This window comes from Exiguobacterium sp. s138, from assembly GCF_018618775.1.
In the GTDB taxonomy this organism is placed as follows: domain Bacteria; phylum Bacillota; class Bacilli; order Exiguobacteriales; family Exiguobacteriaceae; genus Exiguobacterium_A; species Exiguobacterium_A artemiae.
Genome location: NZ_JACSMW010000005.1, coordinates 84,811 through 98,750 on the forward strand (window position 1 = coordinate 84,811; position 13,940 = coordinate 98,750).

Sequence of the window (13,940 nt, forward strand, 5' to 3'; positions counted from 1 at the left end):
CATGAAAATTTATAAAGCAGATTTTATTACGAGTGGTGTCAATCCGGAACATTATCCGGAACCGCTCCTTCCTGAGGTGGCACTCGCCGGACGTTCGAACGTCGGAAAGTCGTCGTTCATCAACAAACTTGTTCAGCGAAAAGCACTCGCCCGCACATCCTCAAAACCGGGTAAAACACAAACGTTAAACTTCTTTAACATCAATGATGAAGTCATGTTTGTTGATGTACCGGGTTATGGTTATGCGAAAGTTTCAAAAACCGAGCGTGAGGTATGGGGCAAGATGATGGAAAAGTATTTCACGACACGTGAAATACTAAAAGGAGTCGTCCTGCTTGTCGATATCCGTCATGAACCTTCAGCGGATGATGTCATCATGTATGACTTCTTGAAGTATTATGATTTATCGGTCATCGTCGTAGCGACGAAACTGGATAAAATCAAGCGTGGTCAACGCGATAAACAGATTGCGGCGATTAAACGGAAATTACAGTTTGACGGCCAAGACACATTCATTCCGTTTTCTTCGGAAACAGGTGAAGGTGTCGACGCAGCATGGGAAGCCATCTATCGTCATTTATGATTCAGATAAAAAGAAGCAACCGCCGGAAGGCAGTTGCTTCTTTTTTTATCCAAAATATCCCTTTCAGAAATAAACGCTTCCCATATATGCGGTAGATTGTTTTCACGTTACAATGGTAAAAACAAAAGTGACGGAAAGGGACGTGTAAAGATGAAGCGATATAAATGGATTGCCGCGATCGTAGTCCTTCTGATGCTGACACCGCTATTGATTTGGTTCATACAAAAGGAACGGACATTAAACGTAATCCTGTTTGATTACACGGTGGGAAAACAACAACGGGAACATGCAGGAACGACCTGGTTGTTGAATCATTTGAAAATCACGAAGGATGAAGGAAAGAATTATACATACACGGATTACATCAACCGGTATGACGGGACACAAGGTGAAGCGATGTTGAAACAAGCTTCCAAGGCCGATGTATTGCTGTTTACGGATACATATGGAAAATCCTACACGGTCGACGGGAAACAGCAACACCGTGGCGGACTGACAGCTGAGGATGTGGCACTTGCGACAGACGCGATTTCAAAAGGGAAGACAGTAGTCGCAGAGTTCAATACAGCAGCCAGTCCAACGCCATCCGACCGTTCGAATGCGTTTCGGCAATTATTCGGAACGGCATGGACGGGTTGGATCGGACGCTTTTTCCCGGACTTGACGAAATTACAAGGTCTCGATCAAACCGTCATTGATAAATTAAAGATTCAGGCAAAAGATAAAACGTTTAAATTATCCGGACCCGGATATGTTTTCATCAATGACTCAACGGAAGAAGTCTTTTTCGTCAATGATGAGACACCTCTTTTGTACAAATGGGATAAAAATCAGGGATCGGCAAAGGACGAAGTCCGGTACAACTATTGGTTTGAAGTATTGGAACTCGACGGGGGCGAACAACAGGCCCATTTTTCCTGGAAACCCTCCAAAAAAACACAAGCCATGTTACGCGAGCGGCAATTGCCTCTTGAATTCCCCGCCTATGTTACACAAGGAAGCGGCCATTATTTTGCAGGTGATTTCACAGATGTCGCTGATATTCCGCGCTACTATCGTTATGCCGGACTCGATTGGTTCCGTAAACAATTCATTCTCGACAGTGCAGACAGCGAAACGGCATTCTTTTGGAAGGTTTATGCACCGACCATCAGCCGTATCTTAAAGGAAACGAAAGTCGTGAAACAGCAGGCGGCGCAGGTTAAACCGCTGGCACAAACAAAAATCAACAACCAAACGGTCCGGACGCGGGCGCGCTCGGGTCAAGATACGCTTGAGATGTATCAAGACGGGAAATGGAAACCATATTTCGTCAAAGGAGTGAACGTCGGACTGGGCCGCCCGGGTGCTTTTCCGGGAGAACACGCCATCAGCCGTAATGAATACGACCGCTGGCTGAAGCAGATGGGTGAGATGGGCGTCAATACGATCCGGATTTATACACTTCATCCTCCCGCTTTTTATGATGCGTTAAAAGCGTACAATGAAACGGCAAAAACACCGATTTACTTAATGCAAGGCATGTGGGTTGAAGAAAAACCGTTTGAAGAATTAAAAAATGCCTTCGAACCGGAATTTTTAAAGATGACGGATACGGAAGCCAAACGGATGGTCGATGTCATACACGGGAATGCTGTCGTCAAGGAAGTTGTCGGTCATGCTTCCGGTACGTATACGTCTGACGTTTCACAGTACGTCTCTGCATTTGTGTTCGGGATCGAATGGTTACCGGACGCCGTCATCGGAACGAATAAGAAGAACAAGGGGCTTCGGTACGACGGCAAATACGTGACGACGACAAAAGACGCCTCGCCATTTGAATCATGGTTAGCCGGCCGGATGGACAGTGCGACACAGCATGAGCTCGATACCTACAAAACGACCCGGCCCATCGCAGCGACGAACTGGCCGACGACGGATCCGCTTGCGCATCCGAAGGAAGTGGAAGAAGAACAGGACCTGGTATCGATTGATTTCAACCATATCCAGGCCACAAAAGACTTTGCCGGCGGCGTCTTTGCCTCGTATCATATTTACCCGTACTATCCATCGTTCATCAAGGAAGAGTTTGGACGCAAAGCGGATACCGGATCAGAGTCGTACAGCCGTTATCTGAAGCGGATGAAAGACTATCATGATATGCCGTTACTCGTTTCCGAATTCGGCATTCCGAGTTCGCGTGGGAAAACCCATCTGGGTCCGAATGGATTTGATCAAGGGCATGTCAGTGAAGAAAATCAAGGAAAACTCGTAGCCAAGTTATATCAAGACATCGTCGAAACGAAGATGGCCGGCGGACTGGTCTTTATCTGGCAGGACGAATGGTTCAAACGGACGTGGAATACGATGGACTATGATGACGCTAACACACGTCCGCGCTGGTCAAATGTCCAAACGAGCGAGCAGCATTTCGGGATGCTTGGTTTCTTAAGAGCCGATATTACGATTGACGGTAAGATGGATGACTGGAAAGGCTATGCACCGGTAGCGGAAACGGACGGTCAAGCGATTTACATGACATCGGATGAAGCTTATCTGTATGTCCGGATCGACCGGAAAAAAGCCGAACCGACGACACTCGCCTTGTCGACGAAGCCGAATGACGGTAATCTGCAAGTCGGACCGTTAAAATTGGACGAAGGTGCCGAGTATCGTTTGACAATCGGCGATCAAGCGCGCCTGGATGTCGATGAACGGTATGACATCTTCCGCTACCATTACGGGTTGAAAAAACCGTTTGAGATGGTCAAGCCGCCGTCAGATAAACAAAACAGTGGAAACTTTAACCCGATCTACCAAATGCTCGATTATGCAAGAAGAGATCCGGTCACTAAAAAAATCATCAAGCCGGCCGTGAAGTGGGACACAGGTATTCTGCATGAAGGACCGCCGGAAAGTATTTTGACCGATATCTCTGACATCAAGCAAAAGCAGATCGAACTTCGGATTCCATGGATGTTATTAAATATGCGGGACCCGAGCAAACATGAAATCATCGGAGATTTTTGGAAAGATGGGCTTGAGGCGAAGATGATCACGGAAGGGATTGAAGTGACCGGCCAGATTGGAACAACGCGGATTCCGGAAAAAGACCGCGGTTTTTATAATTGGTCGGAATGGACGAATCCGCAACAGCGCGAGGCGCTAAAGCCGGTGTATCAAACGATGCAACAGGCGTTTAAAGAAGGAGTGAGATAAATGCGTCGGGAAGAGATGTGGAAATTAATCAATGCAACAATCGAACCGATTGATACAGAAACAAGCTCATCACATATCTTGTCCGAACAGGATGTGAACGAATCAACATCGGGAGTCATTTTTGTTCATACAATTGGTGTCATGCCGGAAACGGTCAATGACTTGATTGAAGAAGGGCGTTGTGCAAGAACGGATTTGTCTTATGCGGATGTCATTCTCGCCAGTCGACCGGTAGAGGAGGAACGGATTCCTGTCGTTTACCTGAATCCGGATATGAACGATGCCTCGTTCTATTTACTGGAGAATGCCCGGGAAATCGTACCAGCTGATCTGGCTAAGGATGTCTTGTTGGATCGAATTGTCCGGTATAAACGTGTTCAGCGTGTCGTCGATGCGGTAATCGTCACAGACGATCCGCATCTCAGACGATTGCTGGAACGCGAATTGACGAAAAGCTTTGAAACCCTCTCCCTGTATGAACGGGCAGAAGTATTTTTAGAGCAGCATGTGGCGACACGCCCGTATCTGTTGGTCTTTTCATCCGCACTCCCGCGAGCTGACGGACTGGAGTTATTATTACGTGCGAAGCAGGAAACCATCGTTCCGTTTCATGCCATCATGATTTCGATGTACAACCGGGAAAGAGATCATGTACTCGCGATTGAGCGCGGAGTCGACGGTATCATGACTTTACCGCTTAAAGTCGAAGAGTTTCGGGCCTGGGTCAGCAGACTAGAGGGGGTCCGCGGATGAAGTGGATTTTGGGTTTCATCTTCCTTCTGGTCGTCCTGCAAATCGGAGCACTCGTTTACCTGGTCCTTCAAAAAAACAAACGCGCGAAACAGGAAGAAAATCGTTTGACATGGCAATTGAACTTCCGGGACGAATTGTATGATTTTGCGACGGGAGAACAACAGGATATGCCAAAAATCGTATCCGGAAACGAAGATCTGGTTGAGCTTGAGCTGTTTGCCTTTACGAATCTGACAGCGACGGTTGCCCATCAAGAGCGTATCTACCAATACGTCGAGGCGAAGCTGTTGCCATACTATCATAAACAGATCCGGCACCGGCGGATTGACCGTCGTTTGAATGCGTACGAAGCGATTGCGCAATTCCACTTAAAGCCGGTTGCGACTGAACTGCATCAAAAACTGCATAAATCTTTATCGCCGGAAGAAGAAGATGTCATCATCCGGACGCTGGTCTCGATTGCTCCGGAACTGGCGATTGAAGAAGCGAAATTAAAAAGCGACATCAGTTTCTTTGGAGCTGTTCTCGCAGTCGGACGCAGCAAAGACTTAACGTTGTGGATTCAGGCGTTTGAGGATTTGACAGAACCCTTTCAGATGGCGATTCTCCAGTTGATTTATGATCGTGACGAAACGCGGTATGCAGATTTGGCACGAACAAAGACGGCAGATGCCAACCCGGAAATCCGAAAACGGGCACTCCGCGCGTTGACGCGTGTCGGGCTCGAAGAAGACTGGCAACTCTATACGCCTTATCTCGAGGATGAGACGAGTTGGGTCGAGCAGATGTTAGCGTTGCGCTTTTTAGAAAATGTGACACCAAAGGATTCCGTCGACTACATCCTGCCGTTCGTCGGCAGCCGTTCCTGGTGGGTACGGACCGCAGCCTTTGATGCCCTGCTTGCCTGTGGTGGTCTCGAACAGCTGGCGCTCGTCGCAAAAGATCATCCTGACCGTTATGCCAAACAAAAAGCGACGGAACGGTTAGCAAAGGAGATGAAACAACATGTTGTCATCTGAAACGATTCAAAATATCATTAACGTTTTATCCTGGACTGTTCTGATTTATATGATTCTCGTCATCATTTTTTATTCAACGTTGTATCTGATTTCGGCACAAATGGTCCGAAAACAACGGTTCCGACGAAAGGAAAGTTCTTATTTGCCATTAATGCGTTCTCTTTATACGCGGCCGGTCAGTGTTCTTGTTCCGGCTTACAATGAAGAGTATACAATCGTCACCAGTGTTCAGGCGCTGCTTGCACTCGACTACCCGGAACATGAAGTCATTGTCATCAATGATGGATCGAGTGACGGGACGATGGATGAGCTGTTTAAGACGTACGAATTGGAAAAGGAGTTACGTTTTCCCAGGATTCTGATTGGGTCGCAACCCGTCAAACACGTTTACCGTTCCCGAATCGATGCCCGTTTGATTGTCATTGATAAAGAGAACGGCGGGAAGGCGGATGCCTTGAATGCCGGAATCGACTACTCCAGTTATCCGTATTTCTGTTCGCTTGATGCCGACTCGATTCTTGAACGGGATGCTCTCCTGAAAGTCATGAAACCGATTGTAGAGTCCGATGAAGACGTCATTGCGACATGCGGGTCGATTTTCCTCGTCAACGGTTGTACGATCGAAGGTGGCGAAATCGTTGAGATTCGAACGCCGAAACAACGGATCGTATTGATGCAGATGATTGAGTACTTCCGTGCCTTCTTGTTCGGACGTCTTGGACTCAGCCGTTTTAATATGTTATTGATTGTGTCCGGTGCCTTCGGATTATTCCAAAAAGCAATCGTCGTTCAGGCGGGTGGATACAAAGAGGGGCTTGTCGGTGAGGACATGGAGCTAGTCGTCCGGCTGCATCGTTACATGAAAGAAAATGACATCGACAAACGAATTGAATATGTTCCGTCACCGGTCTGTTGGACGCAGGCGCCGGAGACGATGGAAGTCTTACGCTCGCAACGGAGCCGTTGGCACCGTGGACTGGCAGAAACGTTATGGACGCATAAACGGATGATTGGGAATCCACGCTACGGTTTCGTCGGAAGCGTCTCGATGCTATACTTCTTTTTAATCGAATTGCTGGGACCGATTGTCGAATTGATCGGGTACTTCATCATTCCGCTTAACCTGCTGGTCGGAACACTTAATTTTGAGTTCGGTGTTGTCCTGTTGACGGTGGCTTTGCTTTACGGTTCCTTGTTATCCGCTGGAGCCGTTCTGCTTGAGGAATGGACGATGCACCGATTTAAAAACGTCATGGAATTAATCCGATTGTACCTGTGGTCACTGACAGAATCGTTTTGGTACCGCCCGATCCTGGTCTTCTTTAAGCTGGGTGGATTAATTCAGTTCATGACGGGCCGCGGTCAATGGGGTAAAATGGAACGACAACGACTGGATGAAGTCGTGACGGAAGACGCAAAAGAAAAAACAAGTTGATTGTAAACGCGTAGGAGGACTGTTCGTGGATTTACTTCGAAACAAATGGTTTAAAGCCTTACTTTGGATTTTGACGATTTTCTTGGTCATCTGGGTCGGAACAAAAATCTCATTTTTATTCCAACCGATCAAAGTGATGTTAGCATTGATTTTCCCACCGTTGATTATCGCCGGTATCTTTTATTACTTCACTCTCGGGATTGTCGACACGCTGCAAAAGCGCGTCAAGAAACGGGGACTCGCGGTTCTGATCGTCCTGCTCGGATTTCTCGGTGTCATCACGATTGCCGTCGCTTCGATCGGTCCGATTTTGGTCGAGCAAGTGTCGGATTTCGTGACAAGCATTCCGAACCTGGTCGTCGAACTGCGGGACCAGACGCTGAATCTCCGGGACCAGTTGATGAACAACCGGTTCATCTCCAACTGGGTGCATGAAAATACCGCCATGTTTGATTCATGGACAAATGAAGCGACATCTTATATCGGCACGTTATTCAAGTCGGTGTCGACCTCTGTCGGGACGATCTTCGGGGTCATCTCTTCGACCGTCTTGATCATCGTGCTTGTGCCGTTCATTTTGGTCTACATGTTACTCGACGGCTATAAGTTTCCGACCTCCGTCGTCAAACTGTTACCGAAAAGCTATGAAACGGAAACCCGGAAAATTCTTCACGATATGCATGTGACGGTTAAACATTACGTGAATGGTCAAGTCATCGTCTCGTTGTGTGTCGGTCTGATGTCGTTGATTGGATTCTTCATCTCGGATATTCAATATGCATTGCTGCTGGCACTGTTCTGTACGGTCACGAATATCATCCCGTATCTTGGACCATACATCGGGGCTGTTCCGGCCGTCATCGTCGGATTCATCGACGATCCGATCAAAGCACTCTACGCCATCATTACGATTGTCGTCGCCCAACAGATTGAATCGAATCTGATTTCACCGTATGTTCAAGGGAAGACGTTGAAAGTCCATCCGTTAACGATCATCATCGTCTTGCTCGTTGCCGGAAAAATTGCCGGGATCATCGGTGTCATCCTAGCGGTCCCGACCTATGCCGTAACGAAAGTTGTTGTTCAAAACATTGCCCGGATTTATCGTTTGCGCCAACAAAAGTTGGATGTCCAGATCGATGAGTCACGGATCATTACCGATTCGACGAAATAAGAAAGACAAACCCTCTGCTGACGATGAAAGCAGAGGGTTTGTACTTTGTCGCTGAGAGGGATATGGTAAGAAGATAAGTTTCACAACTTCGACTCATTTTAGTTTATAAATTGATTGGAATCTTTTTTATAATGGTTATAATGTAGAGTAGAGAACGAAAGATAGATGAGAATGAAATCTTTGGACGTAAGGGGTAGAGCGCATGCATATCGTAGTTGTCGGTTTAAATAATAAGACGGCGCCTGTATCAATCCGCGAACAAGTCTCATTTGGGGAACATGAGATGAAGGGAGCGGTCGTTGCGCTACGTGACGAAAAAAGTATTTTCGAGAGCGTCATCGTTTCGACATGCAACCGGACGGAATTATATGTCGTTACGGATCAGCCGCATACAGGGCGTTATTATACAAAACGTTTTTTGGCGAACTGGTTTGGTTTGACGATGGAAGAACTGGAGCCGTATTTGTTCATCCACGAGGGATTTGACGCAATGAAGCATCTTTTCCGGGTGACAAGCGGACTCGACTCGATGATTGTCGGTGAAACACAGATTCTCGGGCAAGTGAAAACGAGTTTCTTTACGGCACAAAAACTCGAGACGACAGGAACAGTTTTCAATAAATTATTTAAAGAAGCCGTGACGCTTGCAAAACGGGCACATGCGGAAACAGGAATCGGTGAAAATGCGGTTTCAGTCAGCGCAGCTGCCGTCACGTTAGCGGAACAATTACTTGGATCACTCGAAGACAAATCGATTGTTGTCATCGGTGCCGGCGAAACAGGAGAATTGACGACCCTGAACTTATACGAAGCAGGTGCCCGTGATATCACTGTTTTCAACCGGACGCTGGCAAAAGCGGAAGAAGTGGCGAATCGTTTCGAAGGATCTGCACATTCGATTAATGAAATGCAATGCGGTCTGCTTCGGGCTGACATCGTTATTTCTTCGACCGGAGCAAAACGAGCAATCATCAAACGTGAAGACATTGCTGCAGCCCAACTGTTCCGGAGTGACCGTCCGTTCCTGTTGATCGACATCGCGGTTCCCCGTGATATCGAGCCGACAGCGGGTGACTTGCCGGGTGTCCATCTGTATGATGTTGATGATTTAACGTCAATCGTTCAGCAAAACATGGCAGAACGATTGAAGGAAGCAGCAAAAATCGAACAGCGGATTGAAGCTGCAATTGCCGAGTTCGAAGGATGGATGACGACACTTGGTGTCGTTCCGATCATTACGGAACTCCGAGATCAGTCGCTTAAAATCCAGCAAGAGACGATGCAGAGCTTAGAACGGAAACTGCCGAACATGACAAATCGGGAAAAAACCGTGATCGGGAAACACATGAAATCGATCATCAACCAGCTGTTGCGCGAACCGTTGTCGTACATCAAAGATGCGGCAGCAAAACCGGATGCCGAGCAACGAATTGCTCAGTTCATGGATACGTTTGCATTAGACGAAGAACTGTTTGATGGTGTGACTGAAGAAATCGTATTACAAGAAGAAACAGCAGCAGAACGTAAAGCTGTGAATCGGTGAACATAGACCGAATTGTGTTACAATAGAAAAGCATGGGGCGGACTTGTGCCGCCCCTTTATTATTGTACAGGGGGATTTCAGCATGCGAAAAATCATAGTAGGTTCACGAAGTTCAAAACTTGCGATGACACAAACGAAGTGGGTCATCGAACAATTGAAACAGGCAGGTGCACCATACGAATTCGAAATCAAGAATATCATCACGAAGGGTGACCGCATCCTTGACGTGACACTATCTAAAGTCGGTGGTAAAGGATTGTTCGTTAAAGAAATCGAACAACAGATGATTGACGAAGATATTGATTTTGCAGTGCATAGCATGAAAGATCTTCCGTCTGAGTTGCCGACAGGACTCATCATTGGGGCGACACCTGCACGGGTCGATGCGCGTGATGCTTTGATTACGAAAACAGGCGGTGGACTGGACTCGCTTCCGGAAGGCGCAGTCGTTGGGACAAGCAGCTTACGCCGTGGCTCACAATTACTCAAATTACGCCCGGATCTAAAAATCGAATCAATCCGCGGAAACATCGATACACGCCTTGAAAAGCTGAAGACTGGTCCGTTTGACGGCATTCTGCTTGCGGCTGCCGGTCTGCAACGGATGGGTTGGTCGGATGAAATCGTGTCGGAATACATTTCAACGGATGACATGATTCCTGCAGTCGGTCAAGGAATCTTAGCGATTGAATGCCGGGCAGACGATCAGGAAGTCCGCGACTTGTTGAATTTGATTCATGACCAGATGACAGAGAAAGTCGCTTTCGCTGAGCGCGCGTTTTTGGCAGCCATCGAAGGAAGCTGTCATGTACCTGTCGGTGGATTTGCGACCATCAACGAAGATTTGTCGACGACACTCGTCGGATTCCTCGGTTCAGTAGACGGACAGCAAATCCTGCTTGAACGGGAAACGTCACTTGATCCGATGCAACTCGGTCAAACGGTTGCGACGCGTCTTCTTGATGCAGGGGGTCGTGAAATTCTCGCATCTTTACCGGATGACCTGTAAACGACTGGTTTTGACGGGAAGCCGTCGACCGACTGCGGAGCAGGTGGAGCGTTTGACAGCACAGCGGATTGAAGTCGTCCATCATCCGGTCATCGAAACGATTCCGGTCGATTTTCAATTGCCGACGGAACTCGATTGGCTGATTGTGACGAGTCCGACTGGCGTCGAACGCATCCAGTCAGAGCTTCCGTCCTTGCAATATACGAAGATTGCAGTCGTCGGATCAAAAACGGCGGCGGCGTTAATCAAGCAGGGACGAACACCTGATTTCATCCCGTCCGCTTTTACAGGGGATGTACTGGTTGAAGAATTACGGCCGCTTCTCCGGACAGGACAACGCATCTGTTTTGCCCGCGGGAACCGGTCACGTCAAGAACCGCTCGAACGATTAAAGAATGCCATTGCGGCTGAAGTGTTGGAAGTCATCACGTACGAAACAAAGTTGCGGGTGATTCCACCTGATCTGTTGCAACAGACTGCGTATATTGGTTTACAAAGTCCTTCAGCTGTCGAAGCGATTGCTCCATTGCGTCAAGAGACGACGGCGACTTACGTGACCATCGGACCGATTACCGAGCAAGCCGCTCGACGTTTCGGTTTGACACCACTTTTGGTCGCTGCCGTTTATACACTCGACGGACTGATTGACTGTATTTTAGAGGAGGAACTGTTATGAATACATTAGAATTCGCACGTCATCGCCGCTTGCGGAATACAGCATCATTGCGCTCACTCGTCCGGGAAAATCATCTTCACAAAACGGATTTGATTTATCCGTTGTTTGTCGCAGAAGGAGAAGACATCAAACGGGAAGTCAGCTCGATGCCCGGCGTATTCAACCTTTCACTCGACCATCTTGAAGCAGAAATCAAGGAAGTCGTTTCACTTGGTATTGAATCGGTCATCCTGTTTGGTGTTCCGCACGATCACTTAAAAGATGAACAAGGGACCGGCGCGTTTCACGATCACGGAATCGTTCAAGAAGCGACGCGACTCGTTAAAAAAGTCGCACCGCAACTGACGGTCATCGCGGATACATGTCTATGCGAATATACGTCAACCGGACACTGCGGCATCGTCGCCGACGGAACGGTCGATAACGATGCGTCACTTCCGTTGCACGTCCAAACAGCAGTGTCTCAAGCGCGTGCCGGTGCCGACATCATCGCACCATCTTCCATGATGGACGGATTTGTCGCGGCGATCCGCCAAGGACTCGATGAGAATGGATTCAGCCATATCCCGGTCATGAGTTACGGCGTCAAGTATGCTTCCGCTTATTACGGACCGTTCCGTGATGCGGCAAACTCGGCACCTGGTGAAGGGGACCGCAAAGGGTATCAAATGGATCCGGCTAACCGTCGGGAAGCATTCCGTGAAGCGACAGCAGATGTCGAGCAGGGTGCCGACTTCATGATCGTCAAACCGGCTCTCGCCTTTATGGATATCATTCGGGATGTCCGGGAACGGGTAGACTTACCAATCGTCGCGTATAACGTATCGGGTGAATATGCGATGGTCAAGGCTGCTGCGTTAAACGGCTGGATTGACGAAGAACGTATTGTCATGGAAACGATGCTCGGCTTTAAACGGGCCGGAGCCGATTTAATCATCACCTATTTCGCGAAAGACATTTGCCGTTACTTGGAGGGGTCGAAATGAGCTTAACGAATCAAAACTCAAAATCAAAAGCCGCGTTTGAGCGGGCCTTACCGCTCATGCCGGGCGGTGTCAACAGCCCGGTTCGCGCGTATAAATCAGTCGGCATGACACCGATTTTTGCAGAACGTGCGCAAGGATCACGTCTGTACGATATCGACGGAAAAGAATACATCGACTATGTTTTATCATGGGGACCGATGATTCTTGGTCATGCTGATCCGATCGTGACGGCTGCCATTCAAGAGCAGGCGACACGTGGATGGAGCTACGGCACACCAACCGAAATCGAGTCGGCGATGGCGGAAGTCGTCATCAGCCGTGTCCCGTCGGTTGAAGTCGTCCGGATGGTCAACTCCGGAACGGAAGCGACGATGGCTGCGCTTCGTCTCGCACGCGGATATACAGGAAAAACAAAAATCCTGAAATTCGAAGGCTGTTATCACGGTCACGGCGATTCACTGTTGATTAAAGCCGGATCAGGCGTTGCGACACTCGGACTGCCGGATTCACCGGGTGTACCGGCACAAATTGCCAGTATGACATTGACAGTGCCGTATAATGACATGGATGCGGTTCGGATTGCATTTGAAAAACACGGCGACGATATCGCCGGTGTCATCGTCGAACCTGCAGCCGGAAACATGGGCTTCGTGCCACCACAACCGGGCTTCCTCGAAGGACTGCGCGAAATCACGGAACAGCACGGCACACTGTTGATCTTTGATGAAGTCATGACCGGTTTCCGCGTCGGCTTCAATTGTGCCCAAGGACATTTCGGTGTCACACCGGATATCACATGTCTCGGTAAGGTCATCGGTGGCGGTATGCCGGTCGGTGCTTACGGCGGACGTCGCGATATCATGGAACAAATCGCGCCGCAAGGTCCGATTTATCAAGCCGGTACATTATCAGGTAATCCGCTTGCCATGGCGGCAGGACTTGCGACATTAACGCAACTGAAACCGGAACACTACGAAGAGTTTGACCGGAAAGCCAACCGTTTGTCGGAAGGGTATCTCGCAGCAGCTGCGAAATACAATATTCCATTGACGACGAACCGCGCCGGTGCGATGTTCGGTGTCTTCTTCACGGATCAGCCGGTGACGAACTTCGAACAGGCAAAATCATCGAACCTCGATATGTTCCGCTCATATTATCAAAAAATGGCGGCACGTGGTATCTTCTTACCACCGTCACAATTTGAAGGACTCTTCCTGTCGACCGTTCATACGGACGACGATATCGAGCAGACGATTGCAGCAGTCGAGCTGACATTCAAAGAATTACAACTCGAATTTAATCGTTAAGCAGTTCTTGACGAGCCGTAGAGGTCTCGGATAAAATAAAGAAAGAATAATTTGGAAAACAGCGATGACGGGAAGAGTAGTCAACAACCGGACTGTATGAGAGAACACATCCACTGGCTGAGAGATGTGACAGGAAGTGCTGACGAAGGTCACCCCACGAGCTGGTTCTGTAAGCGACAGCAAGCAGAATCCGGATTGCCGCACGTTACGCGGGCTAGAGGGCACTCTGCAAAGAGTGAACTAAGGTGGTACCGCGG

Annotated in this window: 11 protein-coding genes and 1 other annotated feature (1 of these 12 running past the window's edge); all 11 genes read left to right on the top strand. The window is 48.5% G+C overall.

Annotated elements, in window-relative coordinates:
- The first annotated feature begins 1 nt into the window (after position 1).
- Entirely contained in the window at positions 2-583 is a 582-nt protein-coding gene (gene yihA, locus KNP91_RS11775; RefSeq protein ID WP_214850179.1) for a ribosome biogenesis GTP-binding protein YihA/YsxC, read from the top strand.
- Positions 584-733: 150 nt separating this feature from the next.
- Positions 734-3,781, top strand: coding sequence for a hypothetical protein (locus tag KNP91_RS11780; protein ID WP_214850184.1), 3,048 nt, complete (start codon positions 734-736; stop codon positions 3,779-3,781).
- On the top strand, positions 3,782-4,534 hold the full coding sequence (locus KNP91_RS11785; protein ID WP_214763437.1) for a response regulator: 753 nt from the start codon (positions 3,782-3,784) through the stop codon (positions 4,532-4,534). It begins immediately after the preceding gene.
- Entirely contained in the window at positions 4,531-5,553 is a 1,023-nt protein-coding gene (locus KNP91_RS11790) for a HEAT repeat domain-containing protein (RefSeq protein ID WP_214763441.1), read from the top strand. The genes KNP91_RS11785 and KNP91_RS11790 overlap by 4 nt, the downstream gene beginning before the upstream one ends.
- Positions 5,540-6,988 (top strand): glycosyltransferase family 2 protein, encoded by a 1,449-nt coding sequence (locus tag KNP91_RS11795; protein ID WP_214763446.1) that lies wholly within the window; start codon positions 5,540-5,542, stop codon positions 6,986-6,988. Before KNP91_RS11790 ends, KNP91_RS11795 begins: the two co-directional genes overlap by 14 nt.
- A 25-nt stretch (positions 6,989-7,013) precedes the next feature.
- Positions 7,014-8,162 carry an AI-2E family transporter gene (locus tag KNP91_RS11800; RefSeq protein WP_214850186.1) on the top strand — a complete coding sequence of 383 codons (1,149 nt, stop codon included), beginning with the start codon at positions 7,014-7,016 and terminating at the stop codon, positions 8,160-8,162.
- Positions 8,163-8,364: 202 nt separating this feature from the next.
- Positions 8,365-9,705: a glutamyl-tRNA reductase gene (gene hemA / locus KNP91_RS11805; RefSeq protein WP_214850188.1), complete on the top strand. Its 1,341-nt coding sequence runs from the start codon at positions 8,365-8,367 to the stop codon at positions 9,703-9,705.
- 82 nt (positions 9,706-9,787) lie between these two features.
- On the top strand, positions 9,788-10,714 hold the full coding sequence (hemC, locus tag KNP91_RS11810) for a hydroxymethylbilane synthase (RefSeq protein ID WP_214763459.1): 927 nt from the start codon (positions 9,788-9,790) through the stop codon (positions 10,712-10,714).
- On the top strand, positions 10,680-11,390 hold the full coding sequence (locus KNP91_RS11815) for a uroporphyrinogen-III synthase (RefSeq protein WP_353048618.1): 711 nt from the start codon (positions 10,680-10,682) through the stop codon (positions 11,388-11,390). Before hemC ends, KNP91_RS11815 begins: the two co-directional genes overlap by 35 nt.
- A complete protein-coding gene (gene hemB, locus KNP91_RS11820; RefSeq protein WP_012371004.1) occupies positions 11,387-12,376 on the top strand; it encodes a porphobilinogen synthase in 990 nt (329 codons plus the stop codon). Before KNP91_RS11815 ends, hemB begins: the two co-directional genes overlap by 4 nt.
- Positions 12,373-13,683 (top strand): glutamate-1-semialdehyde 2,1-aminomutase, encoded by a 1,311-nt coding sequence (gene hemL, locus KNP91_RS11825; RefSeq protein WP_214850191.1) that lies wholly within the window; start codon positions 12,373-12,375, stop codon positions 13,681-13,683. The genes hemB and hemL overlap by 4 nt, the downstream gene beginning before the upstream one ends.
- Before the next feature lie 55 nt (positions 13,684-13,738).
- Positions 13,739-13,940: a binding site (T-box leader), on the top strand (it continues 28 nt past the right edge of the window).

Bases quoted from the DNA above. Each gene is read 5' to 3' on its own strand.
- yihA (WP_214850179.1), top strand. From the start codon at position 2: ATGAAAATTTATAAAGCAGATTTTATTACGAGTGGTGTCAATCCGGAA.
- KNP91_RS11780 (WP_214850184.1), top strand. From the start codon at position 734: ATGAAGCGATATAAATGGATTGCCGCGATCGTAGTCCTTCTGATGCTG.
- KNP91_RS11785 (WP_214763437.1), top strand. From the start codon at position 3,782: ATGCGTCGGGAAGAGATGTGGAAATTAATCAATGCAACAATCGAACCG.
- KNP91_RS11790 (WP_214763441.1), top strand. From the start codon at position 4,531: ATGAAGTGGATTTTGGGTTTCATCTTCCTTCTGGTCGTCCTGCAAATC.
- KNP91_RS11795 (WP_214763446.1), top strand. From the start codon at position 5,540: ATGTTGTCATCTGAAACGATTCAAAATATCATTAACGTTTTATCCTGG.
- hemA (WP_214850188.1), top strand. From the start codon at position 8,365: ATGCATATCGTAGTTGTCGGTTTAAATAATAAGACGGCGCCTGTATCA.
- hemC (WP_214763459.1), top strand. From the start codon at position 9,788: ATGCGAAAAATCATAGTAGGTTCACGAAGTTCAAAACTTGCGATGACA.
- hemB (WP_012371004.1), top strand. From the start codon at position 11,387: ATGAATACATTAGAATTCGCACGTCATCGCCGCTTGCGGAATACAGCA.
- hemL (WP_214850191.1), top strand. From the start codon at position 12,373: ATGAGCTTAACGAATCAAAACTCAAAATCAAAAGCCGCGTTTGAGCGG.